The following is a 23,257-nucleotide window of genomic DNA, read 5'->3' as shown; positions in this document are numbered from 1 at the left end:
GCTCCCGGAGGACGACATGACCGAGAACCCCATGACCGCCGCCGCCGTCGAGCAGCTCGAGTGGCACTGGCAGAACCTGCTGCGCCCCCGGCTGGAGGGGCTGACGGACGACGAGCTCTTCTGGGATCCCACGCCCGACGGCCGACCCGCGTGGACCGTCCACCCCGCCGACGAGCAGCGCACGACCCACCAAGCCGGCGCAGGGGCGCTGGTGATCGACTTCGACCTGGTCGAGGGGCAGCCCCAGCCGTTCACGACGATCGCGTGGCGCCTGGGTCACGTGATCGTGGGGGTGCTCGCCATGCGCAGCCACAGCCACTTCGACGGCCCCGAGGCTTCCTATGCCTCGTGGGACTTCGCGACCACCGCCGGGGAGGCCCTCGCTCAGCTCGATGCGGAGGTCGCCCGGTGGCTCGAGGGGCTGCGCGGCATGGATGGCGCCCGGATGCAGCAGCCCTGCGGCCCCGCCGAGGGCCCGTGGGGCGAGCGGCCGTTCATCGATCTCGCCCTGCACATCAATCGCGAGGTGATCCATCACCTCGCCGAGGTCGCGCTGCTGCGGGACCTCTACGCCCACCAGGGCTGAGACCCCTCGGTGGCCTGAGCTTCAGCAGCCCGCGCCGCTCGGATTCTCGAAGCAGTCGTCGGCGTAGTTGCGGACCGTCGAGCGCCACACGCTGAGCTGGACGGGCTCGCTGGCGACTGTGCTGGTCCCGTCCACGGGCAGCCACGGCCCGCCGCTGATCGAGTACTCGCCCGAGAACTCGGTGGTCAGCACGACGCCCACGTCGCCGGTCTCGGCGTACTGATGACTGGTGTCTGTGGGGACGTCCCACGATCCCTCCGGAAGCGGGCCGCCGGCGAGCGCGGTGGGGCCGAGCGTCGCACCGTCGCCGTAGTCCCAGGTGAAGGACTCGGGCGTCACCCGCACCCGCACGGGGAAGCCCGCGAGCTCGGTGTCGAAGACCTGCTCCTCGGCCGTCGCATACATGTTGGTGTGCAGCCCGACGAGCGTGTCCGGCGCAGGCTCGACGGCGGAGACAGCGGGGCTGACCGCGAGCCGCCGGAGATCCTCGACGGTGAAGACCGGCAGCGGCGCCGGCTCATCGCCCTCGGGGATCTGGTCGCGCGGCGAGCAGATGGGGGTCGATGCTCGCACGGGCTCCCCCTCATCCGTCTCGTACTCTACGTAGAGATTCTGACCCGCCGCCCCGTCTGGCAACGTACAGGCTTCCTGTTCCGCGCACGAGGCCCCTGCCTCTGAACAGATGTCGACCAGAGTGTAGTCAGCCATTTCCACGCTGGCGGTATCCGCTTTGAGTTCCGCGGGCTCAGTATCGGCAACAAATTTCCTTAAGGTCATTTCCAGTTGGTGCGAATCCCGAGCGCTAGCACTATCTGGACCGGAAGCCTTTCCGGAGCCCCCAGTGGCGGGGGAGACGTCGGGCTGCGACCTCGAAGTACCGGGGGTCTTTGCTTGGCCCCTCGCCAACCCTTCCAAGCTCACTTCGACATCGATGCGAGACCCGGAGGCACTCGCATCTGACTCAACCCGCGTCCCCTCGAGCCCGCCCCTGCGACGTTCTCCAGGGTCGGCAACGACAATCCCGGCAGATCCCACTAGCGCGATGCTCGACATAAGCGAAATGGTGAACATTCTGTGAAATCCAGATCTCATGCCGAGCACTCACATCGCATCAGCCGAAGCGACAACAAATATCCACTCCACCCCGTCGTGACTCATGTGCATGTGTGTCAAACTGTCGTCGCTTCCAGTTGGAGGGTATTTCTGATCGATTTCCCCGCTTGAATTCCAGATAGTCTGACCCTCATACCGAACATCAGCGCGAGGAGAGGGAAAACCGAATGAGTTGACAGGCATATCCGTGTCTATGATTTCGATTTCCTCCTGGCCCGAGCTGGCCCATCCACCTTCGTCATACACCAATTCAATTTCGTCGTACTCCGCCAGGCACGATTCGCATGCATCAGACGTGATCTCGCGGATCAGCGTCGTATCGCCCGTCTGCCACGCGTAGGCCCGGGCATCGGCGAGGTAGTCCAGGAAGGCCTGGGCGCCCTCGTAGCTCTCCTCATCGGCCAGAGCGGGCTTCTCGGGTTTGGGGACGTTCTGCGCCGGGCCTTCGGCGGAGGCCGGGACGTACTCCCCCTCGCCCCCGGGGGACTCCCCGTCACCGCCCGTGGATTCACTCCCGGGAGACTCCGAGGTCGCGACAGCAGACGCCGGATCGGCTGGTGACTCATCGGGCGAGGGCCCGCCGGACTCGTTGCAGCCCGCGAGCAGCAGCCCGAGCCCCGCAGCGAGGACGGACAGCGTGACGGTTCGAGTGCTCATCAGGAGACCCCAGTGCTCGGCGCCCGCTGCAGGCAGGGGCGCATGTCGGCAAGTGCCGTGATCGTAGGCGCGGGGCACGCACGGGCAACAGAGTGCGCGTGCCCGGTGTGGACGACCCGGGCGGATGCTCGTCACAGCAGGTCACGGGTCGAATCTGCATCGAGATGGGAGCACCGGGATCGGGCGTCCACAGCCATCGACCAGGCCCGTCGCCGACCGCTAAGGTGACCGTCGCGTAGATCACTTCTCACGCCTCTCAAGCTTCTGACCCCGGGCGCTCGCCCCGCTTGAACAGGACCACCTTGCGCTTCTCCCCCAAGGCGTCGTCGCCCGTCCACGACGACGACGATTCGCTGCTGCGCCCCTGGCACAACAGCTCGATCAACACGTCGCGCCTGCTGCTCGCCCTGAAGGCCGGCCTGGCCTGCGCCCTGGCCTACCTGGTGGCGCCGTTCATGCCGGGCGTCGTCGCGCAGTACCCGTACTACGCGCCCCTGGGCGCCCTGGTGGTCATGTACCCGAGCCTGACCGGCTCGCTGCGCACGGCCGGGCAGACGCTGCTGGGCCTCGGCATCGGCATGGTGCTGGCCCTGCTGGTGCAGCTCACCCCCTGGGCCACGCTCGTCACCATGTTCCTGGCGATCGCGGTGGGCGTGATCCTGGCCGGCTTCCGATGGTTCGGGGCAGGAGCGGACTACATCCCGATCACCGCGCTGTTCGTGCTGATCGTCGGCGGCCCGAACGCCGACCAGTACTCGCTCGGCTACATCGTCCAGATGGCGACGGGCGCCGCGATCGGCCTGCTGGTCAACTACCTCGTGGCCCAGCCGGTCGACTTCCGCTCCGCCTCGCTCGAGCTCCGACGGATCGAGCGGCTGCTCGTGTTCTACCTGCGCGACGTCGCCATGGAGGTCCGCACTCCGGGCTCCACCTCCCGCACCGACTGGCTCGAGGTCAACAACCAGCTCGCCGCGGTCGCGGCGGAGGTCCGCGGCGTGGTCCAGGAGTCGGCGTCATCGGCCAAGGGCAATCCCCGCATGATGCTGCCCAACAACAAGGGCCAGGACCCCGGCCTGGCCCGCCTGATCCGCGTGGAGCACGTGTCCTTCTACATGCGCGACCTCACCGACGTCCTGCGTCGCCTCTTCGCGGCCGACGGATCCCACATGGTCGTCCCCGCCGGGGTCTCCCGGGAGCTGGAGCGCACGCTGCGCGCCGTCGCCGAGGTCATGCGCGTGGCCTGGCACGTGGACACCGAGTCGTTCTCCACCATGACCACCGTCCTGTCGACCGTCCCGCTGGCCCCCGACGACGAGGCGAAGGACGAGATCCAGATCCTCGCCGACAAGGCCCGCGGTCACGTCGCCGACCTCTCCGACAGCCTCGAGGAGCTCGAGATCCGCAACTCCTGGGACCACTGGTGGCTGGTCACCGTGGGCACCGACCTCGAGCGCATCCTCCAGGTGGTCACGACCCACGGCGCGTCGAATCCGCCGCCCAAGCCGCGGCGGTCGCTGCGCCCGCGACGCACCGCCGAGGGCCCCGGCTCCGGCCGCGAGCGAGGCGGACGCTGAGCATGCAGCAGCAGGACTCCGTCGGCCGCGTCACCGCGGGTCTAGAGTGGTGCGCACTGCTCAGCACCAGGAGGCCTCGTGCATCACGTCCGCTCCGAGAATCCGGGGTCCGTCGCGCCTGAGTGGGTGCCCCATCCGGACCACGCAGCGATCGCCCGCCGCGGCCTCGAGAACTTCGAGGCCGTCTTCGGCCGCCGACCGGAGGGCATCTGGCAGTCGCCCGGCCGGGCCAATCTCAACGGCGAGCACATCGACTTCCTCGGCGGGCGCTGCCTGCCCATGGCGCTGCCCTACGGGACGCTCGTGGCCGCCGCGCCGCGCACCGACGGCCTCCTGCGCATGCGCACCCTCGAGCCGTCCCTGGACACGGGCATCGTCGAGGTGCGCACCGAGGACGTCGGACCGGGCCGCCCCGAGGGCTGGACGGGCTACGTGGCCGGCGCCCTGTGGGGCCTCCACGAATCGGCCGCCGTCTCCGGGATCCGGATCCCGGAGGGCTTCGGTGCGGACATGCTGATCCGCTCGACGCTTCCGGTGGGCGGCGGGCTGTCGTCGTCGGCCGCGCTCGAGTGCGCCTCCATCCTGGCCTTCGCCGGGATGATCACCGACTCCGACGACCACGACGACGACGTCCGCGCCGTCCTGGCCCACGCCTGCATGATGGCGGAGGTGAAGGTCGTGGGCGCGAGCACGGGCGGCCTGGACCAGACCGCGAGCCTGCGCTCGCACCCAGGGCAGGTGGTCTCCCTGGACTGCCGCGACTTCTCGATCACGTACCGCTCCGCCGAGGCGCTGCTGGCGGGCCGCCGCCTGATCGCCGTGGACACCCGCACGCCCCACTGGCTCGGCGGTGACGACTTCTCCTCGCGCCGTCTCGACGCGGAGGCCGCGGCGCGCTTCCTCGGCGCGGGTCGACTGCGCGACCTGCTGCCCGAGACGCCCGCCCAGGAGGACGTCGACGCCGTCCTGCGCCGGTGGGAGGCCGCCGCGCCCGCTGCCGGGCAGCTCGACGGCCGCGATCCGGCAGATGCAGCACGCCGACTGCGCCATGCCCTCACGGAGATGCTGCGCTCCGAGCAGATCGACGCGCTGCTCAGCGGCAGCGTCTCGGACACCTCCGTCCCGGAGGCGGTGGGGCGCATCCTCACCGCGGGCCATCTCTCGATGCGCGATGACGCCGAGGCCTCCTTCTGGGCCGCAGACCTGATCGTGGACACCGCCCTGGCCGAGGGCGCCGACGGCGCCCGCCTGATCGGAGGCGGCTTCGGCGGCTCGGTGCTGATGCTCGTCCCCACGGCGCGGACGGAGCCGATCGCGGCCGCGGTGGCCTCTGCCATGGCTGCCGCGGAGCTGCCGAGCCCCCGCTTCCTGGACATCGTGCCCTCGGGCCCGGGGGGCCTGGTCTGCCGGGACTGCGTCGAGCTGGCCGCGCTCGGCTGCCGCTGAGACGACGGATCGCTGCCGCCCCTCGGGGTGCGACGGCGATCCGTCCGGGCTGGGGATCAGCTCTGTGCGCTCTCCCGCTGCCCTTGGTGGATCCGCTGCAGCTCCCCCGCGGCGAAGGACTCCTCGATCTGCTCGAGGGAGCGCCCCTTGGTCTCCGGCACGAAGCGCCAGAAGAAGAACAGGCAGACCGCCCCCAGGCCCGCGAACAGGAAGAACGTCACGGTGATGCCCGTGGCCGAGACCACCACCGGGAACAGCAGGGTCACCGTGGCATTGGCCAGCCACATCATCAGCACCGAGATCCCGATGCCGGCGCCGCGGAACTTGAGCGGGAAGATCTCCGCCAGGATGATCCACGCGCCGAAGCCGATCGAGGCCTGCATGCATCCCACGAACAGCACCACGAAGATCAGGATGAAGATCGCTCGCCCCAGCCCCTCGGGCAGCAGCAGCGCGCTCAGCCCGATCAGCAGGTGCATCGAGGTGATGCCCGTGAAGCCGGCGATCATCAGCCGCCGTCGTCCCACGCGGTCGATCAGCGCCATGCCGGTGAGCATGCCGATCACGGCGATGACGCCGTTGGCCACGTTGGCGATCAGGGCCGCCGACGACGAGAAGCCGGCCTGCTCGAGCAGCAGCGTGCCGTAGTACATGACCGAGTTGATGCCCGAGAGCTGCTGGGACACGGCCACGCCGATCCCGATCAGCAGCACGCGGCGCACCCACGGCTCGGTGCGCAGGGTGACGATCCCGCCCTCGTGCTCGGCGGCGTCGCGGGCGGCCAGGCCCTCGACCTCGCTCAGCTCGGCCTCGGCCCGCTCCGGCGAGCGCACCCGGCCCAGGACCTGGAGCGCGGCATCGCGATCGCCCCGGGCCAGCAGCCACCGCGGCGACTCCGGCATCCGGAGCATGCCGAAGAACAGGGCCATGGCCGGCAGCGCGGCGATCGCGAGCATGATCCGCCAGTGGCCCGGGACCTCGTAGAAGGCGCTGCCGATGATCGCGTTGATGACGAAGGCCAGCAGCTGGCCGACCGCGATCATGACCTCGTTGCGCCCGGACATGGCCCCGCGCCGCTCGGTGGGAGCCATCTCGGAGAGGTAGACCGGCACCGTGACGGAGGCGCCGCCGACGGCCAGGCCCAGCACGACGCGGAACAGCACCATGAAGCCCGCGGTCGGGGAGAGCACGCAGCCGACGGCGCCGATGAAGAACAGGACCGCCATGGCCAGGATCGTCCTCCGGCGGCCCCAGCGATCGGAGCAGCGTCCCCCCACCAGGGCGCCGACGGCGGCTCCGATCAGCAGCGACGACGTCACGACCCCCTGCTCGACCGGGGAGAGGTCCAGCGCATCGGGCTCCGACATGGGGCCCAGGGCGCCGTTGATCACGCCGGTGTCGTAGCCGAAGAGCAGCCCTCCGAAGGTCGCGATGACCACGAGCCGATCCAGGAACCTCGAGTGCGGGCCCTTGGTCAGCGGCGGCAGCCCCGTCTCACCTGCTCCTGCGCTCCGAACCTGACTCATCGCATGCCTCCATGGTGCCGAGGGACCATTGTGGTCCACCTCTCGGTGGCCGACATTAGCCGCTTCCCGGGCCGCTTGGAGCGGCGGCCGGGGATTCCCGCCACGCAGACGACGGCCGCCCCGAGCTGTTCAGCTCGGGGCGGCCGTCGGGGGAATCCCTGGCGCGCCCTCCGGGGCGGGAGCGGATCAGGAGGCGGAGACCGCCTCGGCGATCGGGGTGTCGCCGTCGACGAAGTCGATCTTGCGCCCGATCGTGGAGTCGTCGGCGATGACGGCCTTGGCCACCTGCGCCACGTTGGCGCGCGAGGTGTCGGCGTTCTCCGGCTGCTGGCCCTCGGGCAGGACCGCGATCTTCCCGGACGCGTCGTCGAGCGTGAGCATGCCCGGGCCCAGGATCGTCCACCGCAGGGACGACTTGCGCAGGTGCTCGTCGGCCTGGCTCTTGCCCTCGGCGTAGGCGTAGAAGTCGTCGGACTCGTCCACGCCGTGGTTCGGGCCGGCGTTCAGGTACGAGACCATCACGTAGCGGCCGACGCCGGCGCGCTCGGCCGCGTCCATGGTCCGGATCGCGGCGTCGCGATCCATGGCCCAGGTGCGCTCGGGATCGCCGCCTCCGGCGCCCGCCGACCAGACGACGACGTCGACGCCCTCGAACTCGTCGGCCAGCTGCTCGGTCGACAGCTGCTGGACGTCGAGGACCTTCGCGGTGGCGCCCGTCTGCTCGACGTCCTCGATCTGCTCCTCCTTGCGGATCCACGAGGTGACCTCGTCGCCCGCCTCGGTCAGCATGGGCGCCAGGCGCAGGGCGACCTTGCCGTGGCCGCCGATGATCGTGATGTTCGTCATGATGTCCTCCGTTCCCGAGGCGGTGCGGGAGACCGCCCCTCTTGTCACGTGATGCCTCCATGGTCTCTCCGCCGCCGAGCCGGATGAAGGGTGTTCGCCGACGGCGGGACCGCATCCAGGCCGTCATGAGGCGCTGCCCGGGGGAGATGGATGTTCCCTGTCGCGAACCTCGGGCATCATGCGACGCATGGCTCATATCACTGTCGCTTCCAGGGCCGCGCTCCGGCCGATCCGGCGCGGCGCCGCTGCCGTCCTGGCCCTTGCTCTGCTGCTGAGCGCCTGCACGCCGCAGCCCGACGACACGCAGGCCGAGGCGGCCGGCGGCGACCCGTCGGACGAGCAGAGCGCGCCGAGCGCCGCGCCCTCAGAGGCGCAGGCCGAGGTCACCCCCTCCGCCGAGGAGACGGCCGACGATGCCGGGCAGTGCTCCGACGACGACTACGACTACGTGCTGCTCGAGCTCGTGAGCTGCGACCATGCTCGGAAGGCCGTCCGCGGCGTCGTGGACAACGGGAAGAAGACCCACCTCTCCGTCGAGGACGGGAAGACCGCCTGCACCCCGGGCAGCGGCCGGTGGACCTGCACGTTCGCCGGTGAGAAGTCCCCGGCGACCATCGAGCTCGAGCCCCGGGATCCGGAGGACGACCCCCTGGCCGAGACCGGGTCGGTCACCGCCCTCGAGCCGGAGTCGGGGGCTGCGAACCCGTCGAAGGCCCCGGGGGTCTCCGGGCTGGGCACGTACGCGGACGCAGTGGACGCCGAGTGCTTCAACGACGACTACGACTTCGCGGACGTCCAGGGCCTGGACTGCGCCGAGGTGGACGACGTGATGCAGGGCTTCCTGGATCAGCAGGTCGAGGGCGTCATGGACGGCGTGCGCTGCAACCAGGGCACGGAGGCCTTCGACGACGGCACCCGGGAGATGTGGGCCTGCATCCGCATGGACGGCCGGGGCGGCTCGTTCATCGCCTACGCCCGCTGATGGGCTCCGGTCCTGCTCAGGACCCGAGGGGCGTGTCGTGCACCTTGTGCAGCCGGCGGTCGCCGTCGGCGACCACGAACCGAGCTCGCTCGGCGACCGGCCGGTTCTGGACCGAGACCCTGTCCACCGTTCGGTACCGCGCCGTCGTGGCCTGCGGGGTGACCTCCACGGAGAGGTAGCCGCGCAGGTCGTTGTTGAACTTGATGTGCGGGTTGTACTGGAGGTTCGACGCCGACGCGTCGGAGCCGTCGCCGCCCGAGGTGATGGAGGTGGTGATCAGCTCCACGCCCACCGGCTCGGAGGTCGGGTCCGCGAAGTCCGAGAGGATCTCGGCGGCGAAGGACTCGTGGATATCGCCCGTGAGCACCACCGGATTGCGGACGCCCGCGCCCACCCATCCGTCGATGACCCGGCCGCGGGAGCCGATGTAGCCGTCCCAGGAGTCCATGTCCCCCCATACGTGCAGCCCGCCGTTGCGGTCGTACTGCACGAAGGGCACCTGCTGCGTCACGAAGTCCCACCGCGCCGTCGAGGCCCCGAAGCCCTGCAGGAGCCAGTCCTCCTGCGCCTTCCCCGTGATGGTGCGCCGGGGGTCCTTGGCCTGCTTCCCGATGATCTTCACCAGATCGGCATTGGCCTGGTCGTCGCGGTACTGGCGGGTGTCGAGCATGTGGAAGGTGGCCAGCTGCCCCCACTGGATGCGCCGGTAGAGCTGCATGTCGTACCCGGTCGGCGCCGAGGATGCCCGCAGCGGCATGTTCTCGTAGTAGGCCCGGAAGGCATCGCGGCGGCGACGCATCCAGTCCGCCTGCACGACCTCAGGGGTGTCGTCGGCCCAGTTGTTGTCCACCTCGTGGTCGTCCCAGATCACGGCCCAGGGAGCCGCCGCGTGGGCGGCCTGCAGGTCAGGATCCGACTTGTAGATGGCCATGCGCTGGCGGTAGGCGGCGAGGTCGCGCATCTCCCCCACCGGATGCCAGCGGACGGCCCCGGAGCTCACGGGATAGCCGGCCGCCGAGTGCTCGTAGTAGTAGTCGCCCAGGTGGAGCATCAGGTCCGGGCGCTCCTGCGCCATGTGCCGGTAGCTGGTGAACCAGCCGTGCTCCCACTGGGCGCACGACGCCATCGTGAACCTCAGGCTGGAGGGCATGGCCCCGGCGGCAGGCGCGGTCTTGGCGCGCCCGATGCGCGAGCGGTACCCGTTGGCGGAGAACCGGTACCAGTACTCGCGCTGCGGCTCCAGGCCCGTCAGCGTCACGTGCACCGCGTGGGCGGTCTCGGGGGTCGCAGTGACCCGGTCCTTGCGGATCACCCGCGTGAAGGCCTCGTCCTCGGCCACCTCCCAGGTCAGCACGATGTTCGAGCGGGGCATCCCGCCGCGGCCGTCCTCGGCCTCCGGGATCAGGGCCAGACGGGTCCAGATCACGAAGCCGTCGGGCCAGGGGTCGCCGGAGGCGACGCCGAGCTGGAACGGATTGTCCTCGGTCACCGCGAACGTCGGCGTCGCCAGCCCCGCGGTCGCCGCTCCGACGCCGGTCAGGCCCGCGCCGGCGAGCATCGCGCGCCGGGACGGCCGGAGGACGCGGCCTGCCGACTCCCCCGCCCCGCTGCGGGCGCGGCCGGCGCGGACCGCCCCCTCCGCGTCCCATGCCTCGGTCTCGTGACGTGCGAATGGATCGTGCGCGGTCATGGCTCTCCCTGTGCAGGCACGCCGGCTGCGGCGCCCGTGGCTGATGGCTGTGCTCCGCAGCGGACCGCAGGGACGGCGCGGGCGTCGTCGGGATCGTGAGGAGCGGCCCCCAGCCTGGCACCGCGATCCGCCCGCGCGGGCCTCGTGCGATGAACACTCGGTGAAGCCCGGCGGACAGGATGCCGCGGCAGGGCGGGCCCGCCGACCGGCCCGGAGCCGCGCCGCCCGGGCCTCAGCCCTGCTGCCCGGCCGCTGCGCTCGAGTCCCGGCCCGGATCCGCGCCCGCGGCGGGATCCGTCGGGTCGGGATCGCCGGTCCGCACGGCGCCCGGCGTCGGCATCAGCTCGCCGTCGGTCGCGCCGAACTCGCACCGCACGGCCTGCTCGACGATCCCCGGCGCGTGCTCGGAGGCGGCGGCGGCATTCAGCGTGTGCGGCCCGTCGGAGACCCCCTCGACGCTCAGGGTCCCGTCCTCCCCGGTCGTTCCGGACGCGCCGGCTCCCGGGGCGTCGAGCCACCACTCGGCCTCGGCCGCGGCCTCCTCCGCAGGGCTGAGCTCCGCCCTGAGAGCTCCGTCGTCGATCGTCAGCCCCGTCACGGGCAGCTCGCGCCTGCGCTCCACGGCGGGGCGGCCGACCAGGCCGCCCCGGTCGTCGATCCGCAGCTCGGCCGTGGCCACCCCGTCGATGCGACCGGGCTGCTCCACGGAGACCAGCCCCACGAGGTAGTCGCCTTCGGGCAGGGGCCCGGTGCCGGCCACGCCGCCCTCAAGGGTCTCGGCTCGGACGACCTCTCCGCTCGAGGTGTCTGCGATCCGAGCATGGACCCCGGGCGGCAGATCCTGCACCGGCATCTCGCCGCCGGGGGCCTGCGGGTGCCCGGCGGAGGGGGCATCGCCCGTCGCCAGCTCGGTGGCGCCGATGCCGCCGGAGATGATCATCAGCTCACCTTCCCCCGGCTTGTGCGCGACCTGGACCTGCAGGGCCTCGGGCGCGAGGCACGTGACGCCCTGCGCCCTGGCCGGCTCCCCGCTGCCCGCCGTGCACCCGGAGAGCGCGCTCACTCCGACAGCCCCCGCTGCCGCGACGGCGAACCCCCGCCTCCTCGTCCCCGACGTCCTCTCCGGACTCCCGATGCTGTCCCCCATGATCCCCCGATCATCCGCGGCTCACCCTGCGGCGAAGTCCCGCAGCCCCTGCGTGCTCTGCACGACCATCACGTGCTCGCTCTCCTGGCCCTCGTAGAAGATGATCTCGAGGCGGTCCACCCCGGGCGCCGCGAGCACCGCGAGCAGGTCCCGGCGCGCCGCGCGGCCGTCGTCGCCGAGGGCCCACTCCCAGAGATCGGAGTGCATGCGCGACGGCGGCGCCCCCGGCACGGAGACCTCCACCCGCGAGCGGGGGCCGTCGGGGCCGGGGATCCGCCGCACGAGCAGCTGATCGGCGGCGACCTCGAACCGCATCAGCTGGCTCCGCAGGATCGCGATCAGCTCCTTCGAGGCGATCCCGAGCAGCCGATCGACGCTCTCGGCCCACACCGAGGGCTCGGTGACCAGGCGGGCCAGCCGACTGCGCTCGTCGCGGACGTCGAACCACAGCCCGATGCTGCCCCGGCCCAGCTCCACGTGCTCGACCCGAAGCGGCGTCGCTCGGACCAGCCGGTCGGCGTTCTCCGCCCGCACCACGGCTGCGAAGGCGACCTCGAAGACGCGAGCCACGCCGCTGCGGGCGCGCTCGATGGTCTGCGAGTCGACGTGCGTCAGGGCCGATGCCGTGTCCAGCACGCGGATCCGCACGCGCCACGCCGTGGGGCTGTCGGTGAGGTAGTGACCCCCCGGGTCGACACCGGATGACATGGCGCCTCGACCTCCCTGCTCGGCGGGGGCGCCAGAACGGGCAGCGGCTGACGGGTCCCCGGAGATCCTCACAGTAGCGGCGGGCACCCGCCCCAGGACGGCCGGCCCGTCAGAATCCCGTCCCCCTTAGGGCCCACAGGAGCCGGCGCGTCCCGGCCCGGAAGCGGAACGGCCCGCGCTCGCCCCGGGTCGCGTCCTGAGGCCGCCCTGGGGCTGCGCATCCTCGCGCACGACGCAGAGAGCCGTTCGACGCCAGGGGCTGGCGTCGAACGGCTCTCTGTGTGTCCCCTCCCCGCACCTCATCTGCTGCGGATGGACGACGCACCACCACCGTCCTCCCGGTGCGGGAAGCTCAGCTGACGCGAACCCTCCAGTCGACGTCGCTGCCCTCGTTGCCGAGGTGTGCACCACCCAACCCCGCGCGCCTGGCATGGCGCTGGAATGCGCTTGCACCTTGCCGGGGGATGCTCTGGGCATTGGCTGGACACCCCTGGGCGCCTCGGATGTGATCGGCGCGACGCCCTCCGGGCGTCTCAGGCGGACATTTGCCCCGTCGGCCTCACCGCACGGGCTCCGACTCGTGTACCGTCATCATCAGTTGTCGTACGACCCCCGCATCGACGGGACCCACTGCCGCTCACCAAGGCGGTCGACGTAGTCCACTCGGATGTAGTCATGTGGAGCACGACGGCAAACGAGCGCCGAAAGTCGGCGCCTCGTCAACCGTTCCGGAAGGATCGACCAGAACAATGCAGACCGGCACCGTCAAGTGGTTCAACGCCGACAAGGGCTTCGGCTTCATCAGCCCCGATGACTCCCAGCAGGACGTCTTCGCCCACTTCTCCGCCATCAACGGCAGCGGCTACCGCTCGCTCGAGGAGAACCAGCGCGTGGAGTTCGAGGTCCAGGAGGGCCCCAAGGGCCTCCAGGCCGCGAACATCACCGTGATCGACTGATCACCTGATGCTTCGGAAGCGCCCGGTGCGGATCGCACCGGGCGCTTCTGCATGTCCGGGCTGATCCGCGCCCGACGGCCGAGCCGCAGCGAGGTGACGCGGGCTACGCTGGAGGCAGTGGCCGGACGCGCACGCCCCGGCCAGCACCCCGCCCTTCGAGCACAGAGGAGTCACACGTGCCGCACAATGCCATCCCCGGTCACGGCGAGTACCACGAGACGCCCGCCGCCGGCACCCCCACGGCCATCGCAGCCCAGCGCGAGGGCACCACGCCCGACGCCTACGCCGCCGAGCACGGCCGCCCCGAGCACTCGGACCACGGCGCCGCCGCTGCAGGCCCGCTCGCTTCCCGCGAGCGCGTCGGCTCCGGCAGCCGCGCCGCCGAGGTCAGCTCCGCCGGCGCCCGCGGCCGGGGCCTGGCCTCGGGCCGGACGCCCTGGTACGACGACGACCGCTTCGGCGCCGCCCTGTGCGGCTTCGTCGTCGTCGGCGTCCTGGCCGTCGCCTGGTACGTGCACCGCAACGACGAGGACTGATCCCGCAGCCGACCCGAGCCGCCTGCTCCTGCAGGGCGGCGGCTCAGGACGACGGGGGGGGCGACCGGCTGATGCCGGTCGCCCCCCGTCGTCCTCCGCCCGCCCCATGCCCGCCGGGACGGATCGGGTCCGAGCCCGGATCAGAGCAGCGGGCGGAACGGTGCGAGAGCGGCCTCGCCCACCCATGCCAGGGGGTGCCGCTCGTCCCACTCCTGCTTGGTGACCCGGTGGCAGTTGTCGCTGTCGAACTCGAAGATCCGCTCCATCACGGCCGCGAGGTCCCGATCCACGATCTCGATGTTGACCTCGTAGTTGAAGCTCAGCGAGAGGCGGTCGATGTTCGCCGTGCCGATCGTGGACCAGATGCCGTCGATCGTGGCCGTCTTGGCGTGGATCATGGCGTGCTGGTACTGCAGGACCGTGATGTCCTCGCGCAGCAGCTGCGAGTAGAAGCCGCGGGAGGCCCAGTCCGCCACGACGTGGTTCGACTCGGCCGGGAACATGAGGCGGACGTCCACGCCGCGGTGCCGGGCGCGGATCAGGGCGTCGAGGATCTGCTGATCCGGGATGAAGTAGGCCGTCGAGATGAAGATGCTGCGCGAGGCCTGGTCGATCGCCTGGAGGTACATGTTGCGGATCGGGTACACGCGGCGCACCGGCATGTTGGTCAGGACCCGGACCCGGGACTCCCACTCGGTCGGGTTCAGCCGCTCGATCTGCTCGAACTTCCTGGCCGCGATCGTGTTCCACGTCGCGACGAAGGCCTGGCGCAGCTGCCACGAGTCGGCGCCGAAGATCTTGAGATGGGTGTCCCGCCACTCGGTCGCGTACGTGGAGCCCAGGTTGTAGCCGCCGATGTACGAGTACTGGTCGTCCACGATCAGCAGCTTGCGGTGGGTCAGGCCGCTGGCCCGCAGCGGGGTCACGAGCAGCCGCGGCCGGACCACGGGGAAGCGATAGGCCTGGACGCCGGGGCCGAAGCGGTAGAAGCGCGGATCGACCACCATGTTGCCGACGCCGTCGTAGATGACCTTGACGTCCACACCGCGGGCGCCGGCGCGGTTGAGCGCGTCCCGGAAGCGCCGGCCGTACTCGTCGCCCTTCCAGAGGTACGTCTCGAGGTAGACGGTGCGCTGCGCGGCGTCGATCGACGCGATCATGTCGTCGTAGAGCTCCGCGCCGTAGGTGAAGACCTCCATGTCCGATCCGGCCACGTCTGCCCCGTAGTGCCCCGGCTTGGGGAACCCCGAGCGGGACTTGCGGTAGTGCTTCTTCACGGCGTCGTAGCCGACCAGGCCGGCGATCGTGGTGGCCTGCACGGCCACGACGCCCACCGCGGCGCGGGCGGCGGTCCGGGCGACGATCCGGCGCACCGGCTGAGGGATTCGAGTGAGCATGAGGCGAAGCCTACGTGACCCGGCCCGGAGGCGACGTGGGAGGATGGCCCCGCCCCCGCCCGACCTCATCGATCGGCCCTGCCCCGACCCGGGAAGCCCAGCGTGACGCGATCTCAGACCCTCCAGCGCCCCCGTCTGACGGTCCTGCATGTCATCCGCCGCGCGGTCATGAAGCTCATCTACATCCAGGTCTGGGACCAGGCGGCGTCGATGACGTTCTTCCTGCTGCTGTCGATCGCCCCGCTGCTGGTCTCGCTCGTGTCGATCATCAACCTGCTGGGGCTGGAGGAGGGAGTCCTGCGGGGGATCGTCGATCTGGTGGGTGTGCTCTTCCCGCCCGTGGACACCGAGGCGCTGACGGAGTCCCTGCACTCGCTGAACCCCGACGGCGGCACCGTCGCCGGTGCGATCCTGGGATTCATCGGCACCCTGATCGCAGCCTCGAACGCGGTCGCCGCGTTCCACCGCTCGATGCACCGGATCTACGACACCCGCGAGGGCCGGCAGTTCCTGCCGTTCCGCACGATCGTCTTCTTCGAGACCATCGTGCTGCTGGTGGCCATCGCCGCCGCCGCGCTCATGATCGCGGTCGGCGGGGACCTGGCCTCCCGGCTGGGCGAGGTCCTCGGCATCGACCAGGCCGTCGTCTCCGCGTGGAACCTCCTGCGCTGGCCGCTGCTGCTGTTCGTGCTCGTGATCTACGTCAACGTGGCCTACCACATGGGCCCCAACGTCGAGCTGCCGCGCTTCGGGATCATGAGCGCCGGGTCACTGGTCAGCGTGGTGGCGCTGTTCGCCATGGCGGTGCTGCTGGGCTGGCTGACGACGATCGCCGGCAGCGTCGACGCCCTGCTGGGCACGCTGAACGGCGTTCTCATCGTCCTGGTGCTGACCTGGTGCGCGAGCATCGTGCTGATCGCCGGAGCTGCGCTGGACGCCGAGCTGCTGCGCGCTCGGCAGCTGGCGATCGGCCTGCGGGCCTGGGAGCGCATCGATCTGCGCCCGCGCCATCGCTGGACCCTCGACTTCCTGCGCGACGACCGGCAGAAGGCCACCAGGCTCGGGCAGATCGTGGCGCAGAGCGCGGTGGACGATCTGTCCCGCCGCCTGCCTCGCTCCCTGTGGCTGACCGAGGCCGACAGCCCCCTGGCCGTCACCGGGACGCCGGCGATGCAGCAGAAGCTCCGGGAGGCCGCCGACGAGGAGCGCGCTCGCCAGGTGCCCGCCGAGGACGGCGACTCCTCTGCCCAGGCCTTCCGCGAGGCGCTCGTGCACAGCTGGGGCGAGCTGCGCTCGGCCACGACCAGAGCCGTGCACCGCATGCCCCGGGGCGGCGGCTCCACCGCGGCGAGCGCGCTGCGGCATCAGCTCGAGCGGCGCCGCTCCACCGAGGACCCCGGCCCGGGCCCGGAAGCGGGCCGCGACGACGAGCGGGAGGACGGCTGAGCGAGAGCCGAGCACCCGATGGCTCCGGGCCCTCGCGGCCCGGAGCAGGCTCGCCGGAGACGGCGCGCGCCGGGGCCACGACGGACGACGCCCCGGTCGCTGCCGGGCGGCAGGGACCGGGGCGCCGCTCCGAGCACCGGTGCGGGCGGGCCGATGTCAGCGGGTCGCGGGCTTCGTCTTGACCGCCTGGACGATCCACATGATGTTCACGACGATGAACGCCAGCCCCGCGAGGATCACCAGGATTGCGGCCCAGCCGTAGGCGAAGGCGCTGATGAAGGCGAACAGCGCGCCGATGGAGCCCAGGATCGCCAGGATGATGCCCAGGATGCGCGCAGGGCCGGGTGCGCGGGTCAGCAGCACGAAGACCAGGGCGTAGAGGGCCAGGGTGACCACCCAGCTGATGATGTTGCTCACGCCGAAGGCCAGGCCGCCGGTCTGGGCGCCGCTCATGGGGATCCCGAGGCCCTCGTACATCTGAGCGGCGTCCTGCAGGGACCGGGCATAGGCCATGGTCGTGCGGCCGATGATCTGCGCCAGCGCCAGCAGCAGGAACAGCACCGCCGAGGCGATCAGCAGGCTGCGCAGCCGCTTGAGGTTCCCCGGAGCGCCAGTGGTCGTCGCCGGGGCGCCGTTCCACTGACCGCCGGCCTGGGTCGGCTGGTACTGCGGGGTCTGGCCTCCGCCGTACTGGGGAGCCGCCTGCTGACCGCCGTAGGCGGGAGCCTGGCCGTATCCGGGCGCGCCCTGGGACGCCTGCTGCGGGCCGCCGTAGGCCGGAGCCTGGCCGTAGCCGGTCTGGTCGTACTGGGGAGCCTGCCCGTACGAAGAGGCCTGCGGTTCACCGGACTGGCCATAGCCCGACTGGCCGTACCCCTGCTGGCCGTGCGACGGCTGCGAGTACGGGGACTGGCTCTGGCTCGAGTCGCCGTAGGAGGGCTGCCCGTAGCCGGAGCCCCCCGCCGCCGAGCTTCCGACGGCAGAGCTGCCGGAGCCGGAGCCCCGCGCGGCATCGTCGCCCTGCCCGGGCGATGCCTGCTGCTGCGATCCGAAGCTCGGGGCTCCGTAGGAGGAGCCCGAGCCGTCGCCGCGCTGCTGATCGGTCGGGGGCTGCTGGCCCGGGACCTGATAGCGCGGGGCCTCGTGCTGGGGCTGCCCGCCCTCCGGGCGGATCTCGTCGTCCTGGGGGTTCTGCGACACGTCGTGCTCCTTCGATGGGGATCCGGCGGGCACCGGAGTCGGCGCCTCGACAGCGCCTCACCCCGGGTTCTGGCGTCAGCCTACTGAGACGACAGGCCCCCCGCGCCCCGTGACACCGGATGGGTCGTCACGAGTCGCGGGGGGGCGCGGTGCTGCCGGGCCTCAGCCGTTCAGCGGCGGTCCTTGAACCAGGCGGCCACGCGGCCGTTGAAGGCCAGGACGAGCCAGTAGATGTTCACCACGAGGAACAGCAGGCTCAGCAGGAGCCCGACGATCGCCATGGCGCCGCCGTCGCCCAGGGTGCCGAGGGAGGTGACCACGCCGAAGGCGGTGAAGACGATGCCGATGATACAGAACACGATGCCGAGGATCCGAGCCCAGTTCTTCCCCTTGGGCACGCCGACGAGCACCAGGATGTAGGGGATCAGCGACAGGACGAGCATGACGCCGAGGGTGGCGATGCCGAGGACCCCGGCGGACGAGGCCGCCTGGTCCGCCATCTCCTGGCTCATGCCGCCGTCCACATAGGTCTGGCGCAGCTGCTCCTCGTAGTCGGGGGATAGCGTCATGAGGGCGCTCGGGATCAGGGAGATCACCCAGATCGCCAGCGACGCGATGGTCATCCGGTGCAGGGTGCTCACCTTGTCGGGCTTGCCCTGCTCGAAGGACCGCTGGGGGTCGTAGGCGGCCGTGCCGTACCGGTTGCCGAGCTGGCCGTCGGCGGGGCCGGGGGTGGGCTGACCGTGGTCGGGCGCCGAGGAGCCCTGAGGGGTGTTCGTCATGACATCTCTCCTTGTCGTGCGAGGGGGCGGTGCGTCGTCGGTCGGGGGATGAGGGTTCTGGGGGAGCCGGCGGCCGATCGGAGCGACCGGCCGCCGGCCGCGGTCACTCGTAGCGCAGGGCCTCGATCGGGTCCTTCTTGGCCGCCCGGGCCGCCGGCAGGGTGCCGGCCAGGAAGGCGATCAGCATGATCACGAGGATGATGAGGACCAGCTGGAGCGGGGCGATCGAGTAGAGGGTCAGACCGGCCACATCGGCCAGGGCGCCGCCCTCGCCGGTGAGCACCGCATTGGCGATCGAGCCCACGGCCACGCCGCCGATCACGCCTGCCACGGAGCCGAAGAGGCCGATCAGCACGGCCTCGGCGGAGAACAGCCCGAAGATCTTCCCTCCGGACATGCCCATGGCCTTCATCAGGCCGATCTCGCGGGTGCGCTCCTGCACGGACATCAGCAGCGTGTTCACGATGCCGAAGCTCGCGGCCAGCAGCGCGATCAGGGCGAAGCCGTTGAGCACCCAGGTCACCGTGTTGATGATCCCCTTGAGCGCGCCGATCTGGTCCTCAACCGTCATGCCGATCATGTTCTCGTCCATCAGCTCGGACTTCACCGGCCCCTGCCGATCGACGTCCGGCACCTCGGCGACGGCCTGGATGTAGCCCTCGGGCCGCTGCTCGACCATCCCGGAGGTCTGGTAGTCGTACAGCTCCTGGTTGAGGGCGTCCGACGGGGTCGGCGATCCGCCCTGCCCGGAGGCGAGCTCCTCGGTCACGCCGCTGACGGTGGCCTCGAAGGTGTCCTCCTCGCCCACGGAGTTGTGCATGCCGATCTGGACGCTCTGGCCGACGGCGTCGTCGTCCGAGTCGAAGCCCAGGGGCTCGACCCAGGACTGCGGGATCGTGATCTCGTGGGCGTCGGAGGCGGGGGCCTCGCCGGCCAGGTAGGTGTAGGCCTCGACGTCCGTGGGGAAGCCCAGGGTCAGCTGGTACTGCGAGCCGTCCTCGACCTCGAGGAAGGACGGCTGCACGAAGACCACCGGCTCGACGGACTCGACCCCGTCGATGCCCTCGATGGTCTCGATGTCGCCCTCGGTCAGCATCTCCGAGCCGCCGAACATGCTGCTGCTCTGGGCCGCCTCGGGGTCGTACTCCTGCGGGCCCTCCTGGGCGGTGCCGGAGGCCTGATCGGCGGTCTTCATGACGTAGATCTGGTCTTCGCTGCCGAAGCCCTGGAGGAGGGTGTCGATGTACTTGTTGATGCCCACGCCCAGACCCGAGGTCAGGGTGAGGGTGAACGCGCCGATGAAGATCGCGATGACCGTCAGCAGCGTCCTCGCCTTGGACCGCAGCGTGTTCCCCGCCGCGGTGGCGACGATGTCCGTGGCCTTCATCGGCGGCCTCCCTTCTTGAACAGGCGGCGCAGGCCGCCCTGGCGGTCATGGCCGTCCCCGTGATCGTGGCCGTCCTGGTCCCCCGGCTGCGCCGGCTGCCGGGTCGGCTCCGGGCCCGCGGCGCCGTCGGGGCCGGTCTCGGCGCGGTGGGCGCCGTTGCCGTCGGGGATCATGGCCCACGGTCCCGCGCTCGGATCGGGCTCGCCCGCGGCCTCCGACGCCCGAGCCTCCGCAGCCGGGGCCGCGGGCTGGTCGTCGAGGTCCTGGACCGAGGTGATCTCGCCGTCGACCAGGTTGATGCGGCGATCGCAGCGCGAGGCGAGGTCGTCGTCGTGGGTGACGATCACCAGCGTGATGCCCTGCTCGCGCTGGAGGCCGAAGAGGATGTCCTCGACCACCTCGGAGGTGCGGCTGTCCAGGTTGCCGGTCGGCTCGTCGGCGAAGATCACCGACGGCTCGGTCACCAGCGCGCGGGCGATGCAGGCGCGCTGCTTCTGGCCGCCGGAGAGGTTCGTGGCCTTGTTCGAGGCCTTGTCGGCCATGTCCAGCCGCTCGAGGGCCTCCATGCCCAGGCGGTTGCGCTCGGACTTCCTGACGCCGGCGATCTTCAGGGGCAGGACCACGTTCTCCAGGACGGTCTGGTTGGCGTTGAGGAAGAACTGCTGGAAGACGAAGCCGAAGCGCTCGTTGCGCAGACGGTTGATCTCCTTGGTGCTCAGCTCCGAGACGGGGCTGCCGTCCAGTGCGACCACGCCCTGCGTGGGGCGGTCGAGCAGCGCCATGAGATGCATGAGCGTGGACTTGCCCGAGCCGGACTTGCCCACCACGGCCACGGACTCGCCGCGGCGGATCTCCAGGGTGAGGCCCTTGAGCGCGTCGAAGCGGGTCTCGCCCTTGCCGTAGACCTTGACGAGATTCTCGGTCTCCAGGACCGCGGGTTCCATCGTGGTGCCTCCTGATCGGGGATTCGGCGACGCGCGGCCCGGGAGCTCCGGGCCGGGCTCGGCCGGCTGGGACTCATCCTGTCCCATACACGGGTGCCCTGCATCAGACCGGAGAGTGAACTCTCGGGCCCGTCGTCCGGTGCGGGGCGGCGTCGACCTCATCCTTTCAGGGGAGGCGCGTGCGGATCGGACCCGCGGGTCCCCGGGCGGTTCCGCCTACCCTGGGCCGCGTGACAGCCCGAGATCCGCAGCCGAGCCCGTCGGCCCCGCACGGCCCGTCGCCTGCGCCGCGGCGGATCGAGGTGCCGGTGCAGTCCCCGCTCTCCTCCCCGCCCTCGCTGCCCGCCGCCGGGCTGGAGTCCGTCGTGCGCCTGACCGCCGACGGCCCCCGGAGCCTGCGCCTGGCGGACCTCGCCCGGGCGATGGGCCGATCCCGCAATCACGCGGCCCGGGAGCTGACCGCGATCCCCGAGGACGACCTGGGGCGCATGCTCAGCTCGCCGCGCACGCTGCTGGTCGAGGGCACCACGGATCAGGCCGTGCTCGGGAGCCTGCTCGGGCGCTGCGGCGATGCCCTGAGCCTCGTGCAGCCCGCCGGCAGCAAGACGCGCCTGGCCGTGCTGCACCACCTCCACCTGGCCCTGGGCATCCCGCACCACGTGCTCTTCGACGGCGACGGCGGTCCGATCGGGGGCTCCTCCGCCGCGCGCCACCGGGCGCTGCGCAGTCGGCGCGGCGCCACCGAGGCGCTGCTCGCCGCTCTGCGGTCCGCGGAGTCCTCCGATGATCCGACGGAGGACCCGACGGCGGACTGGGGGTTCGGCGGACCCACCGTCGTGGGCCGCACCTGGAGCGCGCTCGGGATCGACCTCGAGGACGAGCTCTCCCGCTGGCCGTCGTTCATGGCGGCTCTGGGGCGCCTGGGCGGGGACCTGGCGGCCAAGCGCCCGCAGCGCCTGGCCGCCGCGAGCGCCGCGGCCGAGATGACCGACCTGCCGTCGTCGTTCCGGGGGATCTGCGCGGCGGTCGCGGCGCTGGAGCCCGACCTGCCTCCGCCGCCGCAGCGCGCACGGGGCGGCGGGGCCGGGGCGTAGGGTGTCCCGCATGACGACGCCTGAGGAGATCGCAGACTGGATGCTCGAGACGATCCGCACGGAGGGCCGCCTCGACCAGGACGACGCCGTCCGCCTGGTTCCGGAGAAGTTCGGCCCCGAGTGGGTCCGGACCAGCCCCCATGGGCATCCCGCCCTCGACCAGGGCGTCGTGAAGGCCTTCCGCAAGGCCCACGACGGCACCGTCCAGTGGGATCGCGACCGCCGGTTCTGGTCGCCGAAGAAGTGAGTCCCCGCCGCTGAGCGCAGCGGCTGCGGTGCGCACGTGTCCGCATCGACCCGTCCGCACTTGGACCCGGACCTGCGCCGGGACCCCTCCGCCGGGCCTCGGACGGGTGAGCGCGCACCTACGCTCAGGGGCATGACTGCCCTTCCCCATGCCGTCGTCGACGTGTTCTCCACCGAGCCCTTCGAGGGCAGCCCGGTCGCCGTGGTGCTCGAGGCCGACCGCCTCTGCGAGCAGCGGATCCGCAGCCTCGTCGAATGGTTCCCGCACGAGGAGACGGTCTTCGTGCTCTCCCCGACCGAGGAGGGCGCCGACTTCCGCACGCGGGCCTTCCGCGCGCAGACCGAGGTCCGCTTCGCCGGCCTCTCGACGCTCGCGGCCGCCCGCGCCTGGCTCGACCGCGGCGGCGCCCCGGCCGCCGGCCGCCTGGTCCAGCAGAGCGACATCGGCCTGACGGCCGTCGAGGTCCAGGACGGGACGTCCCTGCGCTTCGCCGCCCCCAGTCAGTTCGACCGGGCGAGCCCGACGACCTCACCGTGGAGATCATCCGCGAGGTCCTGGGCCTGGAGGCCTCCCGCGTGCGCGAGGCCGCGTGGCTGGATGCCGGCTCCGGCTTCCTGGGGCTGCTCGTGGACAGCGCGGAGACGGTCATGGCCATGGAGCCGAGCATCGCCGAGCTCGGACAGCACCTGGTGGGGGTGCTCGGCCCGCACGAGCCCGGAGGGCCCGCGGACGTCGAGCTGCGCTCGTTCACGCCGTCGCGCAGGATCGACGAGCCCCGGGCCGCCGCGACGCTCAGCGCGGCCTTCGCCACCTGGCTCGTGCCGCGCGGGCTGATGCCGCCGTCGTTCACGGTGGCCCAGGGCAGGGCCGTGGGCCATGTCGCGCTGATGACCGTGGCCGTCGAGTCCGACGCCACCTGGGTGGGCGGGGCCGTGATCTCCCGCAGCGCCGGGACGCTCGAGGCCTGAGCCCCGTCCGGCGGCGCCGCGGGAG

At 71.4% G+C, this 23,257-nt stretch carries 22 protein-coding genes and 1 pseudogene; 11 read left to right on the top strand and 12 right to left on the bottom strand.

Annotated features, from left to right (window positions below):
- Positions 1–16 precede the first annotated feature (16 nt).
- Positions 17–586: a DinB family protein gene (locus FSY66_RS01950; RefSeq protein WP_144790692.1), complete on the top strand. Its 570-nt coding sequence runs from the start codon at positions 17–19 to the stop codon at positions 584–586.
- A gap of 21 nt (positions 587–607) precedes the next feature.
- Here the strand turns inward: FSY66_RS01950 and FSY66_RS01945 are convergent, their stop codons facing one another.
- Both FSY66_RS01945 and FSY66_RS01940 read right to left on the bottom strand, forming a co-directional pair.
- Positions 608–1,159 carry a hypothetical protein gene (locus FSY66_RS01945; RefSeq protein WP_260853343.1) on the bottom strand — a complete coding sequence of 184 codons (552 nt, stop codon included), beginning with the start codon at positions 1,157–1,159 and terminating at the stop codon, positions 608–610.
- Positions 1,160–1,687: 528 nt separating this feature from the next.
- Entirely contained in the window at positions 1,688–2,356 is a 669-nt protein-coding gene (locus FSY66_RS01940) for a DUF6318 family protein (protein ID WP_144790690.1), read from the bottom strand.
- A gap of 302 nt (positions 2,357–2,658) precedes the next feature.
- Here FSY66_RS01940 and FSY66_RS01935 point away from each other — a divergent pair, with 302 nt between their 5' ends.
- Both FSY66_RS01935 and FSY66_RS01930 read left to right on the top strand, forming a co-directional pair.
- Positions 2,659–3,930: an FUSC family protein gene (locus tag FSY66_RS01935; RefSeq protein WP_144790688.1), complete on the top strand. Its 1,272-nt coding sequence runs from the start codon at positions 2,659–2,661 to the stop codon at positions 3,928–3,930.
- 78 nt (positions 3,931–4,008) lie between these two features.
- On the top strand, positions 4,009–5,376 hold the full coding sequence (locus FSY66_RS01930; RefSeq protein WP_144790686.1) for a galactokinase: 1,368 nt from the start codon (positions 4,009–4,011) through the stop codon (positions 5,374–5,376).
- Between the two features lie 56 nt (positions 5,377–5,432).
- Here the strand turns inward: FSY66_RS01930 and FSY66_RS01925 are convergent, their stop codons facing one another.
- Both FSY66_RS01925 and FSY66_RS01920 read right to left on the bottom strand, forming a co-directional pair.
- A complete protein-coding gene (locus tag FSY66_RS01925) occupies positions 5,433–6,941 on the bottom strand; it encodes a sugar porter family MFS transporter (protein WP_260853342.1) in 1,509 nt (502 codons plus the stop codon).
- A gap of 147 nt (positions 6,942–7,088) precedes the next feature.
- Positions 7,089–7,748, bottom strand: a complete 660-nt coding sequence (locus FSY66_RS01920; protein WP_144790682.1) for an SDR family oxidoreductase — start codon at positions 7,746–7,748, stop codon at positions 7,089–7,091.
- Positions 7,749–7,935: 187 nt separating this feature from the next.
- Between FSY66_RS01920 and FSY66_RS01915 the strand changes: the two genes are divergently transcribed.
- Positions 7,936–8,730 (top strand): hypothetical protein, encoded by a 795-nt coding sequence (locus FSY66_RS01915; protein WP_144790679.1) that lies wholly within the window; start codon positions 7,936–7,938, stop codon positions 8,728–8,730.
- Between the two features lie 16 nt (positions 8,731–8,746).
- Here FSY66_RS01915 and FSY66_RS01910 read toward each other — a convergent pair whose 3' ends face one another.
- The 3 genes from FSY66_RS01910 to FSY66_RS01900 form a co-directional block, all read right to left on the bottom strand.
- On the bottom strand, positions 8,747–10,420 hold the full coding sequence (locus tag FSY66_RS01910; RefSeq protein ID WP_144790677.1) for an alkaline phosphatase D family protein: 1,674 nt from the start codon (positions 10,418–10,420) through the stop codon (positions 8,747–8,749).
- A 232-nt stretch (positions 10,421–10,652) separates the two neighbouring features.
- Positions 10,653–11,483 (bottom strand): hypothetical protein, encoded by an 831-nt coding sequence (locus tag FSY66_RS01905; protein ID WP_144790675.1) that lies wholly within the window; start codon positions 11,481–11,483, stop codon positions 10,653–10,655.
- A 105-nt stretch (positions 11,484–11,588) separates the two neighbouring features.
- Positions 11,589–12,275: a hypothetical protein gene (locus FSY66_RS01900; RefSeq protein WP_144790673.1), complete on the bottom strand. Its 687-nt coding sequence runs from the start codon at positions 12,273–12,275 to the stop codon at positions 11,589–11,591.
- A 749-nt stretch (positions 12,276–13,024) separates the two neighbouring features.
- Between FSY66_RS01900 and FSY66_RS01895 the strand changes: the two genes are divergently transcribed.
- Positions 13,025–13,231 (top strand): cold-shock protein, encoded by a 207-nt coding sequence (locus tag FSY66_RS01895; protein ID WP_144790671.1) that lies wholly within the window; start codon positions 13,025–13,027, stop codon positions 13,229–13,231.
- Between the two features lie 176 nt (positions 13,232–13,407).
- Positions 13,408–13,767: a hypothetical protein gene (locus FSY66_RS01890; protein WP_144790669.1), complete on the top strand. Its 360-nt coding sequence runs from the start codon at positions 13,408–13,410 to the stop codon at positions 13,765–13,767.
- A 140-nt stretch (positions 13,768–13,907) separates the two neighbouring features.
- Here the strand turns inward: FSY66_RS01890 and FSY66_RS01885 are convergent, their stop codons facing one another.
- A complete protein-coding gene (locus tag FSY66_RS01885; RefSeq protein ID WP_144790667.1) occupies positions 13,908–15,164 on the bottom strand; it encodes a phospholipase D-like domain-containing protein in 1,257 nt (418 codons plus the stop codon).
- Between the two features lie 102 nt (positions 15,165–15,266).
- Here FSY66_RS01885 and FSY66_RS01880 point away from each other — a divergent pair, with 102 nt between their 5' ends.
- Positions 15,267–16,610 (top strand): YihY/virulence factor BrkB family protein, encoded by a 1,344-nt coding sequence (locus FSY66_RS01880; protein WP_144790665.1) that lies wholly within the window; start codon positions 15,267–15,269, stop codon positions 16,608–16,610.
- 156 nt (positions 16,611–16,766) lie between these two features.
- Here FSY66_RS01880 and FSY66_RS01875 read toward each other — a convergent pair whose 3' ends face one another.
- From FSY66_RS01875 to FSY66_RS01860, 4 genes are all read right to left on the bottom strand, one after another.
- Positions 16,767–17,810 (bottom strand): hypothetical protein, encoded by a 1,044-nt coding sequence (locus FSY66_RS01875; protein ID WP_144790663.1) that lies wholly within the window; start codon positions 17,808–17,810, stop codon positions 16,767–16,769.
- 170 nt (positions 17,811–17,980) lie between these two features.
- On the bottom strand, positions 17,981–18,592 hold the full coding sequence (locus FSY66_RS01870) for a hypothetical protein (protein ID WP_144790661.1): 612 nt from the start codon (positions 18,590–18,592) through the stop codon (positions 17,981–17,983).
- 103 nt (positions 18,593–18,695) lie between these two features.
- Positions 18,696–19,979 carry an ABC transporter permease gene (locus FSY66_RS01865; protein WP_144790659.1) on the bottom strand — a complete coding sequence of 428 codons (1,284 nt, stop codon included), beginning with the start codon at positions 19,977–19,979 and terminating at the stop codon, positions 18,696–18,698.
- Positions 19,976–20,923, bottom strand: a complete 948-nt coding sequence (locus tag FSY66_RS01860) for an ABC transporter ATP-binding protein (protein ID WP_144790657.1) — start codon at positions 20,921–20,923, stop codon at positions 19,976–19,978. The genes FSY66_RS01865 and FSY66_RS01860 overlap by 4 nt, the downstream gene beginning before the upstream one ends.
- A gap of 230 nt (positions 20,924–21,153) precedes the next feature.
- Here FSY66_RS01860 and FSY66_RS01855 point away from each other — a divergent pair, with 230 nt between their 5' ends.
- From FSY66_RS01855 to FSY66_RS12490, 4 genes and pseudogenes are all read left to right on the top strand, one after another.
- Entirely contained in the window at positions 21,154–22,017 is an 864-nt protein-coding gene (locus tag FSY66_RS01855; RefSeq protein WP_144790655.1) for a TOPRIM nucleotidyl transferase/hydrolase domain-containing protein, read from the top strand.
- A 10-nt stretch (positions 22,018–22,027) separates the two neighbouring features.
- Positions 22,028–22,264, top strand: a complete 237-nt coding sequence (locus FSY66_RS01850; protein ID WP_260853340.1) for a DUF6953 family protein — start codon at positions 22,028–22,030, stop codon at positions 22,262–22,264.
- Positions 22,265–22,396: 132 nt separating this feature from the next.
- Positions 22,397–22,729, top strand: a pseudogene (locus FSY66_RS13085) (PhzF family phenazine biosynthesis isomerase); the annotation flags it as partial.
- Positions 22,730–22,797: 68 nt separating this feature from the next.
- Positions 22,798–23,232, top strand: a complete 435-nt coding sequence (locus tag FSY66_RS12490; RefSeq protein WP_186304348.1) for a PhzF family phenazine biosynthesis protein — start codon at positions 22,798–22,800, stop codon at positions 23,230–23,232.
- Positions 23,233–23,257 lie beyond the last annotated feature (25 nt).

It is taken from the genome of Kocuria palustris (assembly GCF_007666205.1).
GTDB classification, from domain to species: domain Bacteria; phylum Actinomycetota; class Actinomycetes; order Actinomycetales; family Micrococcaceae; genus Kocuria; species Kocuria palustris_A.
Note: the sequence above shows the minus strand (reverse complement) of the source record. Positions and strands in the feature narration are given on the sequence as shown.